Here is a 21,483-nt window from a genome sequence, read left to right as displayed (position 1 = left end):
AACAACAGAGTTTTCATCGTATAATTAAGGAAATTACAATGAAGAAGATTATAATGTCCACTTTAGTGGCCACCGCTGTTAGTTTATCTTTTGCCGCCAGCGCCAATGTCACACCTCATAATTCAATATTAAAAGGTGAAAAGCATTTTTTAACTGGCTATAGTGCCCACAATCTCGATGGCACTATTAATGTGGTTGTGGAAATTCCCGCTGGGCAAACTGCAAAATATGAAGTCAATAAAACAACCGGCATGCTGGAATTAGAACAGAAAAATGGTCAGCCACGCTTTGTAAAATATCTGGGTTACCCAGGTAACTACGGCATGATCCCTCGTACGCTACTACCTAAAGATCAAGGCGGTGATGGCGATCCAATGGACGTATTGGTACTGGGTCCTGCTGAGCCTATTGGCTCCATCATCAAAGCGCGCCCTATTGCCGTGCTGGATCTGGTGGATGGCGGTGAAGCGGATTACAAGATCCTAATGGTTCAAGATGGCTCACCCTTAGCTGTCTGCCATGATGTCCAGTGTTTGGATACCAACTTCCCTGGCATCACCACCATAGTTAAGACTTGGTTTACTTCCTACAAGGGGCGAGATGAACAGGGCAACTTCAAACTGCAAGCCAAAGACTTTAAGGATCGTAACCAAGCCATTCAGCTCATTGGTGACTCCATCTTAGCCTTTGAAAACTCCCACACCGGCGAGGCCGACAAGGTGCCTCTGCAAGCCAACGGCAACCCTAAGCTGCACTACTGGCCAGCTTCAAAGAACAACGGCTACAAATACGCCAACCTGCCTGCTAAAGGCGACAGCCAATTGGATGAGTTGTATGGCACCCTAAGCCTGCCTTCCTACATTAAGTATTATGAGGTCAATGCTGATGACCAGATTATGCTAAACCCTTACCTGCAAGTGGCCAGCAAAGACCACCCTGCGATTCTTGATCCAGAGATTGGCGTCTACAACTACATTGTCAACGCCGAGGGTCAGGTTGCCGTAGTGCAAGAAGCCACTCACCCTATGGGACGCAAATACAAAAATGGTTACGTGCGCCCTGAAGATGGCCGTAAAAAGAAGGTCAAGGTAAAAGGCGGTAAGAAGAAGTATCCAAAAGAGAAATATGGCCACACCTCTGGCGTTGCCGGTGGCGTTGCGCGCCTAGGTGGTGAAATCCTGTTTGAAGATGGCGTGTGGATCATCAATAACAAGTCTGGCCGCTACTCGAAAAAGAATATCGATCGCACCCCAGAGCAGCTTGCCAACGTGGCTAAGCTAATCCAGCAAACCGTGGATCCTGCGGGTAAGCCTTGGGGCGAAGTGCGCTATCGCTTGGCCTATGGCAACGAAGCCACTCAAGCCCAGTTTAAAGACAGCAAAGAGATTCAATACCTCGACACTAAGAAGAAGAAAAAGCCATTCGTTACCGTAAGCCTAAAGTAGACCTTTAGGGTATTAAGCCGCAGCGAAGCAATTCGTTGCGGCTTTTTCTATAGCATCATAAAGGGCATCAACCCCAACTTGGGATCACCGTAGCTCACCACTCCATGGGATAAAGCCATCTCAAAGCTGGCCTTAGGGCCGTAATCAAACAGATAAACACTCGCTCCCCAGCTCATACTGCCAACCTCAACCTGCGAACGAATCAATTTGGTGGCATGCATCAGTTTATCTGGCGTCCTGTCGTCAATATTTTTGCTGTATCGACCAGATTTATTGTTGACCCGCCACTGCCCCTCTCCGGTATTAATGATCTCTCCGCAGATCCGCGCCGGCGCACCTGCTGTCGCCGATACATGGCCGTACTTCTCCTGATACCCCTGCGCTTTATGATAACCATCCTCTGGGCGCACAAAGTCTGACTCAAAATAGCGCCCCTTCGGGTGTGCAACTGGCTGAATCACCAACAGGCGACCACTGACATCAATACACCAATCGTAAGCGCTGACCTTGGGGTTAAGGGTTGCTGGCCACGTCGAGCTGGCCACCTGAAGGTAGGGATTTAGCAGGACATTAAGTCGAGAGTCGGTTTCGTAGTACTTAACGTGAGATGGCAACTCTGCAGCGCCAAACCGACTGTCTAAAGAGAGTGACTCAGCATTAACAATGGCTTGGTTGATTAACCCGAAGAAACACACATGCAGGGAGCAAAGGCACTGAAACATTGAGGCATCCTTCTCAATTGGAATGCCTTTATGCTATTGAATTCACTGATAATACGCACTGATCTAAAACAAATGTCAGCGAGCCTCTTCACCAAACCATTGACTCAGTTTGGCTTTGGCCTGCTGCCAGTGCTCGTCGGTCAGGTGAGCTGCCACGGTGGCCATGGCCACCGACAAAGCGCCCACATCGTCACTGAAACCGGTGCCCGGCATCAAATCCGGAATCACATCCAGCGGCATAATGAGGTAGCCCAGCGCCGCCACAATCACTAACTTAGCCTGAGACGGGGTTTGCGGATCCATTAGGCAGTAATAGAGCACTAAGGCTTTCTCGACCGCTTCTCGGCCAATGCGCCCCGCATAACGGCCAAGCTTCTCCCAGAAGGAGGACTCTGAATAGTGCTGACTGTAATCGTCCATGTTTATAAACCTATGCTCAAGTCGCTACCTTTGTGATTTAAGCCACTTCTGCCAAAGGAAACTGATATACTACCCCATTGCTCACGCACCTAGGCGTGATCGCCACCACAGGCTCCAATCGATAGGTAGATTCATGAATTTAAAAACCGAACTTCACCAACTCAATAATCGTCTGGAAAAGGCGCGCCGTAAACTCAATGCCGCCCATGAGCGCGGTGATATGGCGATGATCGAGAAGTTCATGGATGAAGTTCAAGCCTTAACCAAAAAGATCGACAGCACCAAAACCACCGTCGACCGCCAGCTCAGCAAAAAAGGCGCCGACATTGCCAAAATGGCATTTAAGCGCCCGCTGACAAAAGAGGAGCAAGCGGACCAAGGTGCGCTGAAGAAGAAAGTGCGTGGCTTAGTTGTCGTTCACCCTATGACCGCTCTAGGCAAAGAGATGGGGCTAACCGAAATGACCGGCTTCGCCCACAAGAAGTTCTAAATATAAATTAAACTCCCATCGACCACAGCCTTACCGTGGTCGATGATTTATTACCCTTGCCAATTACTCATCCCAAATAGACACCGTCACCTTGCCATCCGTATCGACACTGGCTCGATACATCCCTTGAGTGTTATAGGGCATGGCGATGTTGCCTTTAGCGTCCACCACAATCACTCCACCGGTGCCGCCTGCGGGCAGTAACACCTCATGAATGACGGTGGAGGACGCTTCCTCAATATTCAGCCCTTGGTATTTGACTCGGGCGCAAATGTCAGCGGCGACGTTATAGCGAATAAAATACTCCCCATGACCAGTGGCAGACACGGCGCAGCTTTGGTTGTCCGCATAGGTGCCAGCTCCAATCACCGGTGAGTCGCCAATTCGCCCCCAACGCTTCGCGGTCATACCGCCTGTGGAGGTAGCCGCCGCGAGGTTGCCGTTGATATCAACCGCCACCGCGCCCACGGTGCCATATTTATAACCATCGTCCAGCTTACCCACCGCAGCTTTGTAACTGTCGGTGTGTTTTTGATTATCAAGAATCTTCTGCTTCGCTCGCAGTAACCCTTGGTAGCGGGCATCGGTATCAAAATAGTGGTTGGGCACCAATTCCAATCCCTGTTCGAGAGCAAATTCCACCGCTCCAGCACCTGAGAGCATGACGTGAGGCGAGTCCGTCATCACCTTGTAGGCAAGCTCAATGGGGCTTTTCACCTGTTTAACACCGGCCACGGCGCCCGCTTCTAGAGTTCGACCATCCATGATGGAAGCGTCCAATTCGTGGGCGCCTTCATAGGTGAACACCGCCCCAACACCGGCGTTGAAAAGCGGGCTGGCTTCCAAGACTTGCACGGCCACTTGCACCGCCTTCAAGCTGTCCCCCCCTTGCGTTAACACCTGGTGCCCGGCCCTCACCGCCTGCTCCAGCTTTTGCCGTACTAAGGCTTCCTTCTCCGGAGTCATCTTCTCCTTGGCGATGGCGCCTGCGCCGCCATGAATAGCAATGGCCACGTCCGCAGCGAATGCAGGAAAGCCAAACAGCAGCGGCGAAATCAGCGCAGCCAACAGAGAGTATTTTCGCTTCATGGGAATCCTTTTCAAAAACAATGCTTCGCCATCATGTTCCATTTCTCATATAATTTAAATAGTTAACTTGATGGTCTGATTTGGGGTACACAGTTCAACCTATAGCCACTTTAGCCGGTGTCAACTCTATAAGGTTTTGCCTCCCAGCAACTGTCTATGCTTTACCAATCTCAACCCTATGAGTATCTGATTCCGTGACTTTCTGGCGCCAACTTAAGCCCAACCTATGGTTAGCCGCTCTGTTTATCCTACTGAGCATGAACTTGGCTCACGCCGAAGACTCAGAGCGCCCGCGCCTGCTTAAAAAACGAGAAAAGGCACCAGAGCCCTTGGTTCAGCTGGCGATACGCGGCGCTTCCGATAGAATCACCGCCAACATTGAAGCGTACCTGACTCCGCTCCCCACGACCGCAGCGGAGCGCCGCGCCTTTGTATTCACCCTAGAAAAGCAAGCTCAACAAGCGCTTGAAGCTCTTGGCTACTACAATGCCGAGCTTAGCCTCGTGGTTGAGCAAGACTCTGAAATCTGGCCCATCAACCTAGAGGTGAAGCCCGGCCCCCAAGTTCATTATCGCTTTGTAATGATCTGGGTCGAAGGGGAAGCCAGCGGCGATCCAGAGCTTGGTAAGGTTTTAGAAAATAGCGCCATTGCCCCGGGCAAACCGCTACATCATGGGCAATACCAAACCCTCAAAAACAGCATTCTTTCCGAGGCTCTCGTCCGGGGCTATTTTGACGGCAAATTTGTTCAATCGTCACTGGAGGTTGATCGAGACCAGAATCTGGCCGACGTAACTCTGGTATTTGACAGCGGCGAGCGTTACCTGCTCGGTGAAGTTCGATTTAATGAGTTTGATCTGGAGCCCGAACTGCTTGAGGCCCTGATCCCGTTTGAGCCGGGTCAAGCGTACACCAGTGACGCCATCGCCAGCTTTAACAGCTCGCTGCTGGAGTCTGGCTATTTTGGCGATCTGCGGGTACTGCCGTTGGTCGACAAAGCAGAGCAGCAGCGTATTCCTATCGATGTTCAGCTGTCCGCGGCATCCCGACATACCGTCGATCTTGGTGTCGGCTACACCACGGATAATGGCCCGCGAGCCACCACAACCTGGCGTACCCCTAAAATCAATCGCGCAGGCCACAGCCAACAGCTCACGTTAGAACTGTCTAAAAATCCACAGCTTAACTGGGTTTATCGCATACCACTGGAACACCCCACACAAGATCAGTTGCTGTTTAATGCGGTGATAGACCAAGACCAGTATGGCGACATCGACAGTGAACAATATGGCCTTCGTGTTGCCCGACAAACTCACCTTGGTGGCGGCTGGGTCCGGGAGTATTACCTTCGCTGGATTCAGGAGCAGTGGAAAGCCGTTGGTCAAGATTTCGATGCCCAGCTGCTTCTGCCCGGAATAAGCTGGTCTAAGACCAAACGTTGGGGCAGCCCTCTGGATCCAAGACGCGGCTTTCGCCAGAGCTACAGCATTGAACATGCCGATACCATTTGGGGCGCCGATACCCGCATCACTCAAGCCCGCAGCCAACTAAAGTGGATAGATACCCCCTTTGCTGGCCACCGCTTCGTTTTGCGGGCGGATCTTGGGGCTAGCCAGGTTGATAACGCCGAGCTGCTGGATCTGCCCCCATCCATGCGTTTTTTCGCCGGCGGTGACATCAGCATCCGTGGTTTTGGCTATCAATCATTGGGCCCTAAAGAGGAGACCATTAACGATCAAGGCGAGACGGTATCATTGGTGGTCGGCGGCCGCTACCTAATGGTTGGCAGTGCCGAATACCAATATTACCTGTCGGACTCCTGGCGAGTGGCCACCTTTATTGATGCAGGTAACGCCTTTAATACTCAAGACTTTAGTCCGGTGTACTCCGTGGGGATCGGGCTTCATTGGATCTCCCCTGTCGGCCCCATTAAAGCGGATTTCGGTTACGGGATAAGCGAAGACGATCCGCCGTTTAGATTGCACCTCACCATCGGCTCAGGGCTGTAATAACGATGAAAATGATAAAAAGAATCGGCCTAATATTTCTGGCGCTGCTGATGCTAATCGCCTTAGTCGTTGGTACTCCGGTGGGGACTCAGCTGGTGGTCGGAGCCGCCAATCTCGTGCCCGGGCTCTCAATCCAAGACGCCCAAGGTCGCCTAAACCGCAACTTGCTGCTGCAGCAGATCCACTATCAGGGCATCGCCGGCATCAACATTGAGCTGGAATGGTTGAGTCTTGATTGGCGCCCAAGCTGCCTCTTTTCCAAGGCAGTCTGCGTCGAACGCTTGCAGCTAAGCGGCGTGGTGTTTGAGCTCGACACCGAACAACTTTCTACTGGCTCAGAGGAATCCACAGAACCACAAAGCGGCTCGACGCCATCGGAGCCATTCACACTCCCTTGGCAAATTAGAGCCAAACATATTGAACTCAGTCGCGTGCGCGTACGCGTCAACCAGATGCACTACGCCCTAGGACAAAGCTCTCTCTCCGCTCAATTCAAAGGCGATACCCTGACCCTCGGTAGCCTCATTGGCGAACAGATTGCGGTTTATATCCCCGCAAGCGATGAACAAGACACCGAGGCTGAGCCGAGCAGCGCCGCTCCCCAAACGTCAGACTGGGCCATGGCCACCATGCCCAAGGTGTCTCTGCCGTTCGCCATCAACGCGCCCAATATTGCCCTGCGGCGCGCCCTAATCACAACGGGAACGCTAGCTCAGCGGGTCGCTTCACTGCAGGCCAGAGCAAACTGGCGCGACAGTTTGCTGAAAGTCGAGCAGATCGAGGTGGACCACAACTGGGCCTCGCTGAGTCTCTCCGGTCAATTGGACTTCCAAGGAGATTGGCCCCTATCGGCAACGCTAACTGGCGAAGTAGTTGACCTTCCTTGGACACCTGGCCTCAAAGGGCAAAAACTCTCGGGAAGCGTCAGCCAAAGCTTGTTGGATCTGGCATTTAATCTTGAGCTCAGTGGTCAACAGCAGGCAGTGGTCGAAGGTGGCATCACCCTCAAAGACCAACGCCTGCCCTACTCCGTATCCATCCGCGGTGAACACCTCGGTTGGCCGTTTGGCGACACCCCAGAATATCGATTCAGTGAGCTGGATATTCAAAGCCAAGGCAGCCTAGAGCAGCAAAGTTTTAACGGTGAAGTCCAAATCAGCGCACTGGATTACCCAAGCTTCCACCTAACCACCCAAGGCAGCCATGGTGACGGACAACTGCAACTGACTCAGGCGCAGCTTCAAAGCGACCATGGTAATGCCGCCGTAACCGGCAGCCTCAACTACGGCGATGCCCTAACTTGGCAGGCTCAGCTCACCAGCCAAGATCTTAATCTGTCAGCCCTGCTTCCCGACCTGCCCTTAAGCCTAAGCGGTCAACTGGCCACTCAGGGGCATTGGCAAGCAGACGACTGGCATGGGGAGATCAGTAACGCCAAGGTTGTGGGCAGTTTCGAGCAGCAACCCTTTACCTTACAAGGCAAACTGGGCGTCAATCACCGGTGGCAAGTGTGGGGCGAGCAGTTTGTCCTAAGCAGTCGTGGCAGCACAGTGACCCTGACGGGAGCCGCAAGCCCTGACTGGTCAGTCAATAGCCACATTCAAGTAGAGGACGCCAGCCAATGGCTTCCCGACCTTAAGGGGAATCTCAGTGGCGACATCAAGGTGCGCGGCGACACCGAACAGCCAGAAGTGCAATTTGATCTGGAGGTTGCCGATGTCGCTTGGCAACCGGTTTCGTTGTCTTCAGCCAAGATAAGCGGGCGCTATCGGCCACTGAATCACCATGAATTTGAACTGAGCGTCGACGGCCAACCTTGGCAAGTGGATAGCTTCGGCTTTACCAATCTGAGCCTGAATGCCAGCGGCGACCTTAGCAGCCAGCGCATTTTTATCGCCACCGACGGCGACGACGACACGCCTTGGGGCGGCGAAGTTCACTTCAATGGCCGCCTATCCGAACAGTTCGCTTGGTGGCAAGGGGAGCTCACCGATGGCGTCATTCAAACGCCCTTGGGAGCCTGGGAGCAACAGCAGAATGCGCCTCTGACCTTCAGTTTTGCCGGACAGGCATTTGTAATGCAACAGCACTGCTGGCAGGGTCCTGGAGCCAGCCTGTGTTTGCCGATCCCAGCTAACTTAGGCACCAGTGGTGCAGCCCGCTTAAGCTTAGACGCCCAGTTGGAGGACTCGTTAGCCAAGATACTGCCTGAGGACATCGGCATCTCAGGGCAGGTATCCGCCAACATCGATGCCAGCTGGACCCTCGGCCAATTGCCAAAAATTCAGAGCCAGTTCCACAGTGACTCCGGTGAAATTCGCTATTTTGGTCAACGCCAAGATCAAGCGATGGTATTGCCGTGGCAGCGGATGGATCTGATAGGCAACATGGGCAAAAGCGGCTTTGAAGTGGGGCTTGAACTGGATAACGATCACCCGCTCATTCGAGCAAACTTCCTACTTGGCCCAGAATCGCCCTACTCTCTCGCTGGCGAACTGGCTCTCAATCGACTGGATCTGGCCCCTTTTACCAAGGCCATTCCGGAACTGGAAGCACTCAACGGCATCATCAACGCCAATTTGCAGTTTGATGGCGATCTTAATGTGCCTTTGGTCTACGGCGATACCAGCTTAAGTGACGCGAATCTGGCGCTTCTCACCAACCCAACGCGCCTAGACGATCTCAGCTTCGACCTCAACTTCCAGGGCCAACGCCTAGAGCTGGAAAGTCATGCGCAAGTGGGAGGCGGTGAATCCGAGATCGGTGGCTGGCTCGACTGGAGCCAACCGCAACTGGCCTTAGACTTTACCATTGTCGGCGAACGCCTCGATGTGTTCGCACCGCCTCTGGTGATTGCCGAAGTCTCTCCCGACCTCCATCTCACCAAAGACGATGACGGCATCAAAGTGGCTGGACGGGTTGATATCCCCAAAGCTAGCATCACCTTAGCTCAACTGCCCGATGGCGGCGTAGCCGTGAGTGATGATGTGCAATTTATCGACGACCGCCCTCAACAGGAGCAAGCACCACCACCGCCGATCACCTTGGATCTCACTTTGGCATTGGGAGACGATGTGCTGGTATCTGGCAACGGCGTTGACGGCCGCCTTGGGGGCGAACTGTCATTAACTCAGAAGCCAACTCAGGTACCGCAAATATTCGGTGACATCAATCTCAATGACGGCAGCTTCTCCGCCTTCGGCCAAAACCTAACCATCCGCCGAGGTCGGGTTGGCTTTACGGGCCCTGCAACCCTACCCACATTGGATATAGAAGCGATTCGAGAGATCAAATCCGAAAACGTCATCGCGGGCGTACGAGTGTCAGGGCTTGCTACAGAGCCTCAGCTGACCCTATTTTCCAACCCTGCCATGGAGCAACAGGAGATCCTCTCCTACATCACCCAAGGCCGAGGCCTAGGCACCGGTGACAACAACAGCATGCTTACCATGGCCGCCCTCAATCTGGGGCTAGCCCAAACCGGCGGCATCATTAATACCATTGGAGAGGGGCTGGGCTTTAATAATGTCAACGTGGCACCGGAGGGAGATGGAGATGATCAACAGGTCGCAATTAGCGGCTATTTGGGTGAAAAAATATTCTTAAAATATGGATTTGGAATATATGAGCCCAATACTGAGATCACCATCAGATATTATTTACAGAGCCGACTTTGGTTGGAAGGTGTAAATAGCACCTTGCGAGATACTCTGGATATTTATTACAGCTTCGACCTCGAATAATCGACCAATAAGCGCCGGATAATGTAATTAAATTACATTTGGAATTATCATTCAGTTTCCACGGCGCGCTCCCCGCCCTACGGCTTAGCCTAATTAGGATGTTAACTAAGATGGTAGCTAGGCTTCACGATTGAACAGCTTTCAAACCGGGTTGTTAATCTTTTGAAAATGAATCACGTTTTTTGAAGATCTGAGTCACAGCAATTACAAGCCAATAGTGAAGTGAATTATTTACAGGCATAGGATTTATCCGTGGCCACAAAATAATAAATACGCCACGTAATTTCTAACTGATGAAAATAGGAACGCCTGTGAAAATTACAAAACGCAGTTTGCTGTGTCTGTCAATTATTGCCGCATTAAGCGGATGTTCAGATGATGACACCGTCTATGTTGATGTTCCATCGGACTACAGCCCAGTCGTGATGGAAGGTAAGACACTGACCAACACCAACGACATCGTCGTTAAGAGTGCCAACGAGGTGGATGAGCTAACCATCACCGTGGGTGCCACCTCCGACCTTCATGGCCGTATCTTTGGTTATGATTACGCGCTGGACTCTGAGGACAAAGACGCTGGCTTAACCCGCATCGAAACTCTGCTGAAACAAGAGCGCACCAAAAACCCAAACATCATCTTGGTTGATATCGGTGATACGGTTCAAGGTAACTCCGCCCAGCTGTTCAACGACGATCCAACCCACCCTGTGGTATTAAGCCTCAACTCCATGGGCTTTGATGCTTGGATTCCAGGTAACCACGAATTCAACTTCGAACGCTCCTTTATCGATCGTAACCTTGACCACTTCAACGGTGCCGTGCTGTCCTCCAACATTAAGTGGGAGAGCAACGACGTTAACTACATTCGTGGTTATCAGGTATTTGAAGTGGATGGTGCCAAAGTGGCCATTGTTGGTTTAACCCCATCAAACGTGCCTAACTGGGAAGCGTCAGCACCTAGCCACTTCAAAGGTCTGAAGTTTGAGGAAGAGCTCGCCGCCACTCAAGCGGCCGTTGATGAGCTGATTGAGAAGTTCCAGCCAGACGTCATCGTAGGTGCCCTGCATTTGGGCCGTAGCGGCGAAGCTGGCGCCGGTGTATACAACATCGCATCCGCCATGGCAGACAAGTTCGATGTCATCCTAGCGGGTCACGAACACGCCACCTACATTGAAAACGTTGAGAAAGGCAGTGACACCTCCACTGATATCTCCGTCGGTGGCGGTAACACCGTAGAAGATAAAACCCTTTCTGGTGTATACGACGAAGCGGCTCGAGCCAACAACGTTAAGATCATGGAGCCTGGTAAGTGGGGCTCGAACCTAGCGCTGGCAGAAATTGAGCTGAAGAAAGTTGACGGTAAATGGACCATGGTGGACACCACCTTGTCCAACCTGTCCACCAAAGAAGTAACTCAAGACGCGGATCTCTCTGCTGAGTTCCAGTACGTTGACGACACTTCCAAAGCGGATGCGCGTACCCCACTGGGCACCGTAAACGGTAACTTCACCCCATCCTTCGATGGCAGTGGCGGTGCCGATGAAGCCGTTGCGCAAAACTACAATCAGGATGCGGGTCGCCTGTACTCCACCATCCATACCGCTAAGGTCATCGATACGCCGCTGATGGATTTCATAAACCAGGTTCAAATCGAGAAAAGTGGCGCTACCGTGTCTGCGGCTTCCCTATTCTCCGATGCCTCCAACCTGACTGACGGCCAGTCTTACACCAAAGGCACCTCTACCAGCCTTTACAAGTACGACAACACCCTGTTGGGCGTTAACATGTCTGGTAAGAACCTCAAGCGCTTCATGGAGTGGTCTTACACCTACTTCAATGAATACAAAGCGGGCGATCTGACCGTCTCCTTCAAGAAAGGGTCTCCGGCCTACCTGTACGATCAGTTCGACGGCAACTTTAAGTACACCGTTGATCTGTCCAAGCCAGCACTGGAGATGGATGCTGACTACAAGGTAACCAACGAAGGTGAGCGCATCACCATCACCGAAATCAACGGCGAAGCCTTTGATCTAAATGCAACCTACAAAGTGGCTCTGAACAGCTACCGTTGGGGCTCTCAGATCAAGAAGTATGGTTGGGGCGTTGATGCAGACGTTTACTACGATTCTGTCAACGAACAGACCTATGCCATTCGTGACATGTTGACCGAGTACGTAGGCGAAAATGCTGGCGTTGCTGCAGCGGACTTCACCAACCCGAACTGGGAGTTCGTTCAGTACGCAGCTGACGGTGCCATCACTCAGCTGCGTAATGACGGCGGTGCTGGTGAAGCGCTGTGGAACAAGCTGCGTAACATGGAAGTCTGCGTCAAGATTGACGAAGATAATCCAAAATACCCAGCCATCGTCACCTCAGTAAACGTGAATGATGCAACCACCTACTTCACTAACCCGAACGCCAGCGCGGCCTCCGATTTAGAGAAGTACCAGGGCTGTAGCCCTGCTCACTAAGACATTAAACGCTCAAGGCACAGCTGTTCGCTGTGCCTTTTTTTGGCCTAGGTCTGAGCCATATTCACATGGCAATTTTACCCCATGTGAATATGGCTGAGCCCTGTGTTTAAAGAGAACATTATGATTCGCGATTACGGTTTTGCGGTCTTCATCGCCCTACTCTCCACCCTCATTTTCATCTTCTCTCCGAAGTGGGGGGACGACTTTCGTCCAGGACAAACTCTAAAACAGGAGTTTGTCGAAGCGAAAGTGGTAGAGGTGATCGCTAACCACATCCAACCGGACGCCCGAGTTCCCTCGATTATGACCGGCAAACAGGTCTTCACCGCTGAAATTCTTGAGGGCAATGAAGCGGGGAAACGGGTAAAAGTGGATAACCCCTTAAGCCGCCAGCACAACGTTTACGTTCATCAAGGCGACACCTTCATCATGATGATCCGCGATACGCCATCGGGAACGGTTTACTGGGCCTACAATCACAAACGCTCAACGGCGATCTACTGGATGTGTGCAGCCTTTATGGTGCTGCTGCTCTCCTTCGGTAAGAAAGAGGGCCTCAACTCTGTGGTATCTCTCTACTTCACCGCTGCACTGATCATCGGCGTATTGATACCCTCAATCTTCGCGGGCTGGAATCCCGTGCTGGTCACCATTGTATTGATGGGCATTAAAATTGTGGTGAATTTCATCTTGGTATCCGGCTACAACCGCAAGAGCATCTGTGCCATGGGGGGAACCCTACTTGGGGTAGTCGCCGCCGGCATCATGGCTCAAGCCTTTGGGGAGATGGCGCACTTATCGGGAATCTACTTAGATAAAGGGGAGGATGTGATCTATTTGGCGGAGCAGCCAATTCCCATCCGCTGGTTGCTGTTTGTTGCCATTATGGTATCGGCCCTAGGGGCTGTGATGGACGTGGCCATCTCCATCGCCTCAGCGTACAACGAACTGCAGATTACCGATCCTAAACTGTCGCCCAAACAGCTAATGATCGCCAGCATGAATATTGGTCGCGACATCATGGGCACCATGACCAACACCCTGATTCTGGCCTTTGCCGGTAGCTCATTAACCACCATCATGATGGTGTGGGGCTTCGATATGCCCGCGGCGCAATTTATGAATATGCCGGTCATCGCCGTCAGCATTGTCCACGCACTTGCTGGCAGCGTCGGCATTGTGTTGACCATCCCGCTGACCGCTTGGCTGGCACACTACGTAATTAAGCCAGACCCCCAAACGGTTTTAGAGCACCAAGCTAGCTAGCCCATTACCGCTGCCAATATATCTCCAAAGTAGTAAATTTTACCGGTTTTAGATTGAGGCAGCTCTCAGTCCCAAACGATGAACTGGTTAAAAATAATCGCTCCAAAAATTTCGAGGAATCCAGACTATGTGGTGGCGTGTTGTATTAGCCTTCCTTGCCTACATCGTGCTAGGTGCTCACTTCCTAAGAGACGGTAACCTGCTTGCAGCGGCGGGCACCGCACTGTTGCCGATTTTACTGCTGCTTAAAGAGCGCAGGTTAACCCAAGCACTTCAATTAGGCTTGGTGTTAGGAGCGCTGATAATCTGGATACCTACCACCTGGGAGATCGCCCAACAACGGCTCGCTCAGGAACAGCCATATCTGCGCATGATTGCCATCATGAGCACCATGATCTGCTTTAACTTATTGGTTGCATGGCTAATTAGGCCGATGAAAACCTGTCAATTTGCACACAAAACCCTGTGACAGGTTTCTCACCTTAGCTCAGCATGATACAATGCGCACACTCGTTAACGAGTATCATCATTATTTTCCTGCAATAGATTTTGCAAGCCGGCTCACAGAGCCGGTTTTTTTCTATGCGGCCTTCACACTTTTCTTCGCGGCTGCCTTAGGCGCAGGTTTTACCACCGGGGCTTTCTTTTTGCCTTTCAGTGCTTGCAGTAAGTCATCTTTGTTCTCTGCTAGGAACATGGCTACCGCTTCGCGATTGTCATCGTTCTCCAACAACCCACTGCCTTTTAGCATCACCTCAAGCTCGTCTGCGACATCCAGCATTTTGTCATAGGCGTCGGCTTCGGATTTGCTGGCAAAGGTCATCTTCTCTTCTCCATTTCGTTCGACCACGTACTTAACAATAACTGCCATTTCGGCTCCCTAGAGTTTGTTGAACTTATGTACAGCATAACAAACCATGTATATAAATACAGTTGTTTTGCGCGAGTGATTGATGCACATCATATTTGTCTCGAGTCCAATAGAGTAACCCCGCGGTAAAAATCGATTCAGGCAGGATTCAGGAGGGGTCGATTATGCTACTCTCCACATTGGCCAACCGTGCTTTGGGGAAATGATGAAAATACTGGTTATTGAAGACGATGCGCTGCTGCGCCATCACTTAAACGTGCGCCTGACCGAGATGGGCAATCAGGTGCTCGACTCAGAAACCGCCAGTGAAGGGCAGTATTTGGCTCAAAACTACCCCATCGACATTGCGGTGGTGGACCTTGGACTGCCGGATCAAGATGGCATTGACCTGATTCGTCAGCTCAGAGAAAACGGCTTTCGTAAACCAATTCTGATCCTCACGGCGCGCGATCATTGGCAAGACAAAGTGGAAGGACTCAATGCCGGCGCCGATGATTACCTAATAAAACCCTTTCAAATTGAAGAGTTAGTCGCCAGGCTCAACGCGCTGGTTCGCCGCAGTGCCGGCTTTGTTAAGCCCATTATCGAATGCGAGCACCTTAAGCTGGACATGGGCGCTAAGTCTGCCACCCTAGGCGAAGAAACTCTGGAACTGACCGCATTCGAATACCAAATTTTGGAGTACCTGATGCGACATCATCAGCAGGTCATCTCCAAACAACGTCTGTTAGACATCCTCTATCAAGACCGCGAAGGCGACCCCAATACCGTTGAGGTGATGATCTCTAGGTTAAGAAAAAAGCTCAGCCAAGGCGGGCTAGACAACCCCATCGTCACCATTCGTGGGCAAGGTTATCGATTTAATCTGGTGTGTGGTTAATGAAAAGACTCCTAAGGCAACGCCCTAGATTGCAGCGACGATTGATGCTCACCTCACTGGTGATCATCACCCTGACCTCATTGGCACTGGCAGAGGCCCTCAACCAGCAAAAAGCCAAAGATCTGCACGTCACTCAAACCAATGATCTTCTCGCTCGCTTGCCAAGCATCGCTGCCGAATTGCGCTTGGAAGGCATGCTGCCCCAGCATATTTTGACCGACACACCAGTTCCCGTTCAGGATGAATCCGGCTACCTGCTGATCACCTGCACCAATAACTTGCGTGACCACTACTCCTCTTCGGAGGCTGCAAAACGACTCGGCCTGCAGGACAGTTGCGAACGTGTGCGTCAGCTCGGCCAACAAAATAACGGCCCCGATGTGGTGTCTCTGGCGGATGGCAAGAGTTACTCCGTAGTGGTGGTTCCCCTTACCATCAATCAGCAAGAGTTCGAGATTTTGGTGCTGAGCGACGCTGAGGATGTACAGCAGCAATTGGCCACCAGTTATCGTCAAACCTACGTCCGTGTCGGGCTGTTTATTCCCCTGTCAGGGCTGCTGCTCGTTGGTGCAAGCTTTTGGGGGCTGAGGCCGTTAAGACAGCTCTCTGATGAAGTGCGCAACATCATCAAAGGCAAGTCCAGCAAAGTCTCCGAAGATTACCCGGTGGAGCTGTCCAACGTAGCCTCAGCCCTCAACGAACTGCTAAGCAAAGAGAAGCACCAGCGGCAAACCTATCAGGACGCCATGAAAGACTTAGCACACAGCCTCAAAACCCGACTGGCAGCCACCAATGCCATCATGGATGAACCAGGCATAGAGCAAAAAGAGCGTAACCAACAGATGCTGGCGCAACTGAACCAGATGGATCAGATCATTCAATATCAACTGCGCCGCGCCATGGTTGGCCGTCAAGGATTAACTCGTGAGCACACCCCTATTCATGAAGTAACGGACAAGCTCACCACCATGCTGAGCAAGGTCTACATGGAGAAGCGAATAAACGCGCAGCTTAATATTCCCGAAGAGGTGATGTTTCCAGGAAACCGTGACGACCTGATGGAGATGCTAGGCAATTTGCTGGAGAACGCCTATCGATTTGCCATCAGTACCGTGGTGGTTCATGCCAGCCTAAATGAGCACGATGGCCTCACCTTAATTGTTGAAGACGACGGTCCGGGCATTGAGCCAGAGCTTCGCCAAGCGGTGTTACAGCGCGGTGTGCGGGCAGATCGGCGTAATCCTGGCCAAGGTATTGGCCTAGCAGTGGTGAATGATATCGTCTCCAGCTATCAGGGCGACATTGAAATCACCGACTCAGAGCTTGAGGGCGCCAAAATTAAAATCAGTTTTAAATCAGCGTGATATAAAACAATTCTGCAAACCACTCGCCATGGCTGAACAGTAACCGCACTTAATCCGGTCTCTATAGGAGAACCCATTATGGAGCGATACGATGAAAACTTTAGCTACCTTAGCGTTACTGTTCACCATTCCTGCTTCAGCCCAAGTTCTTCACCTTGGGGATAATGTGCGAGTACTTGCCATCAACGGCGACCCCGTCGCCAGCTACCAAGACAGCCTAAACCTGCCCAAGGGCCAACACACCATCATGGTTCGCTACGATGCCTTACTAGAGCATGACTCCGACAGTCACTGCTTCTATCGTTCGGATGCGCACCATTTGCAATTTACCAGCGATGGCAATAGCCGCTACTTTCTGGATGCCCCAGATCCTCATAACGAACAACATGGGGACGATCTAGCAAGAACGCCCAGCTTTGAATTGACCGATGCCAACCAAGCCCCTGTGCCCCATAACCTTCGCACCCCGTGGGATACAGAAAATCAGTTCTAGACAGGTCGGACCCCCAAGAATAAAATGCTAACAAGATTAAACACTTGTTAGCATTTTATTTGAAGCGTGAGTAACCGAGTTCAAAAAGTTAAGGTAGAACAACTGCAAGTTGGTAACTACATCAAGCTGCCAATTTCATGGCGAGACCATCCCTTCATGTTCAACAGCTTCCTGATTAAAAAACAGGAACAGATCGCCCTGCTAAAACGACTGCGTCTGCCCCATGTGCTTGTGGATACCCAACGCAGCACCCAAGGGATTCTCAGTACCCCAGCAGTGCCTAACCTCGCCGACTCACAGGATGAATTGACCAAGCTGACAGCAAAGTTAGAACAGGAAAAGCAGGCCGGCATTCAAGAGCTCAAAGAGTTTAGAAAATCGTTCAAGAAACACGAACGGGAATACGCCGACTCAATTAGCCAACTGCGCACCGTCAACAACAAACTTCCCTCACGCACCAAAGAAGCGATTCAAGCCTCAAAAGCACTGGTCGATCAGATGACCGCCAGCTTACTCAAGGGCAGCCAGGTATCCCTGCACTTGGTCAATGACGACGTCACTTCCGGCGATCCCAGCTATCACCAACTCAACGTTACCGTATTGGCGATGATGTTAGCTCGGCAAGTGGGCATGACCGAGGAACAGATCAAAGAGATTGGACTTGGTGCCATGCTCCACGACTGCGGCAAACAGATGATGCCCGCGGCACTGTTCAGCAAAAAACAGCCGACATTAACCGAACGCAAAGAGCGACAGCGTCACACCAATTTGGGCTACGAACTGCTGCGTGCTCAGCCGTCAATCTCTCGCTCGGTATCGGCCATGGTCAGTCAACACCATGAATACCTCGATGGCAGCGGTTACCCTAGGGGCTTAAAAGGCAGCGCCATTGAACCTCTGGCACAGCTGATCGCCGTGGTCGACCTGTATGACACCCTATGTCATCCAGATAACCCCAAGCAGGCTCGCCCACCCGGTATTGTGCTTGGCTTGATGTATAAGAGCTTCAAAGAGAAGCTCAACACTCACTATGTTCAGCAGTTCATTAAGATGATGGGGGTGTACCCTCCAGGCAGCATTGTGCAGCTATCGACCAAAGAGTTTGCCATGGTGACTGAAGTGGACTCAGGAAACCTTTTGGCCCCCAAAGTATTGGTCTACGACCCCAGCGTTCCAAGGCAGCAAGCCGCATCGGTTGCCATCGATGGCAAAGAGATTAAAATTGAACGCAGCCTGCTGGCCAGTAACCTGTCGCCAGAGGCTCTGAGCTACCTTAGCCCACGGGATCGCATGACCTACTTCTACGATTCACAAAATTAATCACCAACGCCCCCATTGCTGATTTCTTGCGCAATCAGCATTCTAGGTCAACACTTACTCCTCAAAGGGCTCACACCTGAGCCCATCGATACAGGACGAATCGATAAGCGGAACAGCGGACGTGTACCTTTCTCTTGGGGGTAACATGACTGAACTGCCAAACTTCGATCAAATGATGCAGATGGCCAAAGAGGATCCACAGCAGCTAGAGCGGATCCGGCAACAAGCCATCAATGACGCCATCAATAACGCCAGTTCCGGTAACCAAAACCAACTGCGTAGCCTGCAACATCGAATCGACCGCACCATTGAACGAGCTTCCAACCCCTATCAGTCCATGATTGAAGTATCCAACATGATGCATGAGAAGCTGTCATTGCTCGATACTCACCTCAATCGGCCTGAACAGCTAAACAGAGCGAAGGTGGTGTCACTATCACAGCAAAGCCAACCAGAGAGTTTGCCTCAGGTTAGAAGCGCTAAGCGATGAAGATAATCAAGTTCGGTGCCACAGCCGTTATCGCTGTGGCGCTCCTGCTTGGTTGTGGCGCCAAGCCACAAGTGGATTTCGACCAAAGCTACGACTTTGACGCCATTGAGTACGTAAGCATCCCGGAGCCAAAACACGACAATCACCCGCTCATGGCAAAACGGGCTCAAACCGCATTAACAGCAACCCTGGCTTCAATTGGCTGGCGAGCTCAAGCCGAAAGCGATATCGAGCTTGTGGCGCGCCTGTGGCAACAAAAACAGGCGAAACAGAGCCAGTTCAGTATCGGCATTGGCGGCGGCAGTTACAGCAGCAACTCAAGTATTGGCGGGGGAGTCTCCATTCCCGTAGGAAGTGATGAAGTAACGGCGCAGTACCTGAGGCTGGATCTATTTGACTCCGGAGCCCAGCGTTGGCAAGCACAAACCTTTTTCGCCATTGACGGCCTAGCTCCTGAGGAGCTTCAGCAACAAATGGACCAAGCCGTTCAAACCCTGCTACAGCAACTGCCTATCACCAAAGCCCCTTAACCCCTTCCGATCCGAATCAGCTTGGGTTCAGTTTGCTCCTGTTACCCTGAACCGCTGAGATCGCCTACGCTTAACGTTGCGACATCAATTTATTCATTTAATCAGCCAGTTCGAGGCAAATTTTGTCAACGTCATCTCCCTCTTCACTGTCTCGCACCCTGCTTGGCAGCCTCTTCGCCGCTGCGAGTACCGGGGCGGCTCCCGTTCTCGCCGATGACATCAACACCGTAGTTGCTCAGCAAACCGATCCTAAGCATTGGAGTCGGTTGCCGCTACTTGGTGAGCAAGCTCGAGCTCGAGGCCATCAGCTGCCCCTACCCATTGGAGTCACTTTCTTTTACAACAAGATTGATGCCAGTTACGTCGCCGACAATGACTTTTTTGTTCAGGTGGACGGTGGTCTTCTAGGAGGCTGCACCATACGAGGGTGTGCACCCGATGGTGAGTTTGAGCAATACTTCATTCCTGCCAGTGACGTCAGCATTGACGGCAGTGACGAAAGCTATCAGCTTAAAATCGACGCGTGGATTCTGCCCTTCTGGAACGTCTATCTGCTATTTGGTGAAACCAAAGGTAATAAAGACATCAGAGCCTTACTCGATAATGTCGAAGGGCTGCCCATTAATGTTCCTGATGGCATCGTGCTGCCAATTCCCATTGAGTATACCGCCACCAACTATGGCATCGGTACCGTGCTCGCTGGTCAAGTTCAGCCCTTCGATTCCCTTAACCCTTTCATTCTGATGGCCGTAGGCGCAACGGTTAAAGCCAATACCGACACCACAGACAGTACCATACGCACCAAAATTGGCTCACTGCGCATTGGGCAGCGTTTTGACGTTGGTGGAGACAAATTGGCTTGGTTCCTCGCCTATAACCACCAGAAGGTCAATCAACGAGTGACTGGCAGCTACAGCTTCGCAGACGTGCCACAGCTGGCACCCATCATGGAGCAGGTAAAATTCGACATCGACCTGGCCAAAGAGGAAACCGACAACTTGGCATTTAGCATCAACTACGATTTTGGCTCACAGAATCAGTGGAGCCTGTATGCAGAATATGGCTTCCTCAACTGGGATCATCTGATTATTGGGGTTGGGCGGCGATTCTGAAGCCTCTGAGTCTTGTAATTCCGAAAACAAAAGTGCCCCCTATAGTACTTGTTATATATTAAATGCTGAAAAAGTCACCTACCGCTCGCCACTGTGCAATTGCTATAGTTTGAGCATCACGATAATTATTCGGTGGAGACTTTCAGTGCTAATTATAGATTTCCAAGGTGTCATCGCTCTAATAATATCAATGACAATTTTCATTGTTTATGCAATCTTCCGACACTTACTGGACAAACACCGCCAAACAAAGAAATGACAGAACGATAACCAATGCTTCTAAGATAACTAGCTAATGTTTAAGCAGCTATTCATTCAGCAGAACCACCTTCAGCCACATAAAGTAATAGTCAGCGAGCGACTAAAATGAAGGCTCTGCTAACTTAGGGAAAGTTGTAATGGCCTTGGGGCAAGACGTTGTAACACAGGAGAGCACTTACAACCTGAACGTGCCGAAGGTCGCTACTATGGGTGGAAATTGGGGGATGGCTTCGGCGATTCCTGCGGCAACAGGGTATGCGGTCAGCTTTAGTGCTGCATACTAAAACCGCCTCGGCCAGTAGGCAGGAAAACGAACCCACGAACCGAGCATAACCACCTCAAAGAAGCCTCGCCATAGTGCGGGGCTTTTTGTTTCTTTCTGACCCGTCCTGAAATAGGTTTACACATTGGAGACCTATTATGGAAAAGGTAGAGCCCAAGCGACGCAGACGCTCGCAGCGTGATTACCCAATGGCCTTTAAATTATCTGTGGTTGAACAGGTA

Annotated in this window: 18 protein-coding genes; 14 read left to right on the top strand and 4 right to left on the bottom strand. The window is 51.4% G+C overall.

Annotation, left to right across the window (positions count from 1 at the left end):
- Positions 1 to 38 precede the first annotated feature (38 nt).
- Positions 39 to 1,445, top strand: a complete 1,407-nt coding sequence (locus tag FCL42_RS20145) for an inorganic diphosphatase (protein WP_136865232.1) — start codon at positions 39 to 41, stop codon at positions 1,443 to 1,445.
- Positions 1,446 to 1,492: 47 nt separating this feature from the next.
- Here the strand turns inward: FCL42_RS20145 and FCL42_RS20140 are convergent, their stop codons facing one another.
- A complete protein-coding gene (locus tag FCL42_RS20140; RefSeq protein ID WP_136865231.1) occupies positions 1,493 to 2,167 on the bottom strand; it encodes a hypothetical protein in 675 nt (224 codons plus the stop codon).
- 75 nt (positions 2,168 to 2,242) lie between these two features.
- Complete coding sequence (locus FCL42_RS20135) at positions 2,243 to 2,587, bottom strand: YkvA family protein (RefSeq protein WP_136865230.1); 345 nt, start codon at positions 2,585 to 2,587, stop codon at positions 2,243 to 2,245.
- A 133-nt stretch (positions 2,588 to 2,720) separates the two neighbouring features.
- On the opposite strand from FCL42_RS20135, the gene FCL42_RS20130 reads away from it, so the two are divergent.
- Positions 2,721 to 3,077 (top strand): YibL family ribosome-associated protein, encoded by a 357-nt coding sequence (locus FCL42_RS20130; protein ID WP_136865229.1) that lies wholly within the window; start codon positions 2,721 to 2,723, stop codon positions 3,075 to 3,077.
- 63 nt (positions 3,078 to 3,140) lie between these two features.
- Here the strand turns inward: FCL42_RS20130 and FCL42_RS20125 are convergent, their stop codons facing one another.
- A complete protein-coding gene (locus FCL42_RS20125; RefSeq protein ID WP_136865228.1) occupies positions 3,141 to 4,166 on the bottom strand; it encodes an isoaspartyl peptidase/L-asparaginase family protein in 1,026 nt (341 codons plus the stop codon).
- Positions 4,167 to 4,360: 194 nt separating this feature from the next.
- On the opposite strand from FCL42_RS20125, the gene FCL42_RS20120 reads away from it, so the two are divergent.
- From FCL42_RS20120 to FCL42_RS20100, 5 genes are all read left to right on the top strand, one after another.
- Entirely contained in the window at positions 4,361 to 6,175 is a 1,815-nt protein-coding gene (locus FCL42_RS20120; RefSeq protein ID WP_136865227.1) for an autotransporter assembly complex protein TamA, read from the top strand.
- A 5-nt stretch (positions 6,176 to 6,180) separates the two neighbouring features.
- Positions 6,181 to 9,918, top strand: coding sequence for an autotransporter assembly complex protein TamB (tamB, locus tag FCL42_RS20115; protein WP_136865226.1), 3,738 nt, complete (start codon positions 6,181 to 6,183; stop codon positions 9,916 to 9,918).
- Between the two features lie 311 nt (positions 9,919 to 10,229).
- Complete coding sequence (locus tag FCL42_RS20110) at positions 10,230 to 12,389, top strand: bifunctional metallophosphatase/5'-nucleotidase (protein ID WP_136865225.1); 2,160 nt, start codon at positions 10,230 to 10,232, stop codon at positions 12,387 to 12,389.
- 123 nt (positions 12,390 to 12,512) lie between these two features.
- Positions 12,513 to 13,658, top strand: coding sequence for a YibE/F family protein (locus tag FCL42_RS20105; RefSeq protein ID WP_136865224.1), 1,146 nt, complete (start codon positions 12,513 to 12,515; stop codon positions 13,656 to 13,658).
- Positions 13,659 to 13,785: 127 nt separating this feature from the next.
- Positions 13,786 to 14,127, top strand: coding sequence for a hypothetical protein (locus FCL42_RS20100; RefSeq protein WP_136865223.1), 342 nt, complete (start codon positions 13,786 to 13,788; stop codon positions 14,125 to 14,127).
- A gap of 111 nt (positions 14,128 to 14,238) precedes the next feature.
- On the opposite strand, the gene FCL42_RS20095 is transcribed toward FCL42_RS20100, so the two are convergent.
- On the bottom strand, positions 14,239 to 14,529 hold the full coding sequence (locus FCL42_RS20095) for a YebG family protein (protein WP_136865222.1): 291 nt from the start codon (positions 14,527 to 14,529) through the stop codon (positions 14,239 to 14,241).
- Positions 14,530 to 14,734: 205 nt separating this feature from the next.
- On the opposite strand from FCL42_RS20095, the gene FCL42_RS20090 reads away from it, so the two are divergent.
- The 7 genes from FCL42_RS20090 (at position 14,735) to FCL42_RS20060 (ending at position 20,718) form a co-directional block, all read left to right on the top strand.
- The gene (locus FCL42_RS20090) at positions 14,735 to 15,409 is read left to right on the top strand and encodes a response regulator (RefSeq protein WP_136865221.1); all 675 of its coding nucleotides are present in this window, start codon (positions 14,735 to 14,737) and stop codon (positions 15,407 to 15,409) included.
- Entirely contained in the window at positions 15,409 to 16,773 is a 1,365-nt protein-coding gene (locus FCL42_RS20085) for an ATP-binding protein (protein ID WP_136865220.1), read from the top strand. The genes FCL42_RS20090 and FCL42_RS20085 overlap by 1 nt, the downstream gene beginning before the upstream one ends.
- Positions 16,774 to 16,864: 91 nt before the next feature.
- Positions 16,865 to 17,266, top strand: a complete 402-nt coding sequence (locus tag FCL42_RS20080; protein WP_136865219.1) for a DUF2057 family protein — start codon at positions 16,865 to 16,867, stop codon at positions 17,264 to 17,266.
- 66 nt (positions 17,267 to 17,332) lie between these two features.
- Positions 17,333 to 18,586: an HD-GYP domain-containing protein gene (locus FCL42_RS20075; protein WP_136865218.1), complete on the top strand. Its 1,254-nt coding sequence runs from the start codon at positions 17,333 to 17,335 to the stop codon at positions 18,584 to 18,586.
- 145 nt (positions 18,587 to 18,731) lie between these two features.
- Positions 18,732 to 19,076: a DUF3135 domain-containing protein gene (locus tag FCL42_RS20070; protein ID WP_136865217.1), complete on the top strand. Its 345-nt coding sequence runs from the start codon at positions 18,732 to 18,734 to the stop codon at positions 19,074 to 19,076.
- Entirely contained in the window at positions 19,073 to 19,606 is a 534-nt protein-coding gene (locus FCL42_RS20065; RefSeq protein ID WP_136865216.1) for a DUF4136 domain-containing protein, read from the top strand. Before FCL42_RS20070 ends, FCL42_RS20065 begins: the two co-directional genes overlap by 4 nt.
- A 122-nt stretch (positions 19,607 to 19,728) precedes the next feature.
- Positions 19,729 to 20,718 carry a hypothetical protein gene (locus FCL42_RS20060; protein WP_136865215.1) on the top strand — a complete coding sequence of 330 codons (990 nt, stop codon included), beginning with the start codon at positions 19,729 to 19,731 and terminating at the stop codon, positions 20,716 to 20,718.
- Positions 20,719 to 21,483: the final 765 nt, after the last annotated feature.

Source organism: Ferrimonas aestuarii (genome assembly GCF_005116665.1).
Classification (GTDB): Bacteria; Pseudomonadota; Gammaproteobacteria; order Enterobacterales; family Shewanellaceae; genus Ferrimonas; species Ferrimonas aestuarii.
This window is presented reverse-complemented; position numbering and strand designations above follow the sequence as displayed.

What these genes read in the sequence shown, in the direction of transcription:
- FCL42_RS20080 (WP_136865219.1), top strand. Translation starts at nt 16,865, where the DNA reads ATGAAAACTTTAGCTACCTTAGCGTTACTGTTCACCATTCCTGCTTCA.
- FCL42_RS20070 (WP_136865217.1), top strand. Translation starts at nt 18,732, where the DNA reads ATGACTGAACTGCCAAACTTCGATCAAATGATGCAGATGGCCAAAGAG.
- FCL42_RS20090 (WP_136865221.1), top strand. Translation starts at nt 14,735, where the DNA reads ATGAAAATACTGGTTATTGAAGACGATGCGCTGCTGCGCCATCACTTA.
- FCL42_RS20135 (WP_136865230.1), bottom strand. Translation starts at nt 2,587, where the DNA reads ATGGACGATTACAGTCAGCACTATTCAGAGTCCTCCTTCTGGGAGAAG.
- tamB (WP_136865226.1), top strand. Translation starts at nt 6,181, where the DNA reads ATGAAAATGATAAAAAGAATCGGCCTAATATTTCTGGCGCTGCTGATG.
- FCL42_RS20130 (WP_136865229.1), top strand. Translation starts at nt 2,721, where the DNA reads ATGAATTTAAAAACCGAACTTCACCAACTCAATAATCGTCTGGAAAAG.
- FCL42_RS20105 (WP_136865224.1), top strand. Translation starts at nt 12,513, where the DNA reads ATGATTCGCGATTACGGTTTTGCGGTCTTCATCGCCCTACTCTCCACC.
- FCL42_RS20100 (WP_136865223.1), top strand. Translation starts at nt 13,786, where the DNA reads ATGTGGTGGCGTGTTGTATTAGCCTTCCTTGCCTACATCGTGCTAGGT.
- FCL42_RS20140 (WP_136865231.1), bottom strand. Translation starts at nt 2,167, where the DNA reads ATGTTTCAGTGCCTTTGCTCCCTGCATGTGTGTTTCTTCGGGTTAATC.
- FCL42_RS20125 (WP_136865228.1), bottom strand. Translation starts at nt 4,166, where the DNA reads ATGAAGCGAAAATACTCTCTGTTGGCTGCGCTGATTTCGCCGCTGCTG.
- FCL42_RS20065 (WP_136865216.1), top strand. Translation starts at nt 19,073, where the DNA reads ATGAAGATAATCAAGTTCGGTGCCACAGCCGTTATCGCTGTGGCGCTC.
- FCL42_RS20145 (WP_136865232.1), top strand. Translation starts at nt 39, where the DNA reads ATGAAGAAGATTATAATGTCCACTTTAGTGGCCACCGCTGTTAGTTTA.
- FCL42_RS20095 (WP_136865222.1), bottom strand. Translation starts at nt 14,529, where the DNA reads ATGGCAGTTATTGTTAAGTACGTGGTCGAACGAAATGGAGAAGAGAAG.
- FCL42_RS20085 (WP_136865220.1), top strand. Translation starts at nt 15,409, where the DNA reads ATGAAAAGACTCCTAAGGCAACGCCCTAGATTGCAGCGACGATTGATG.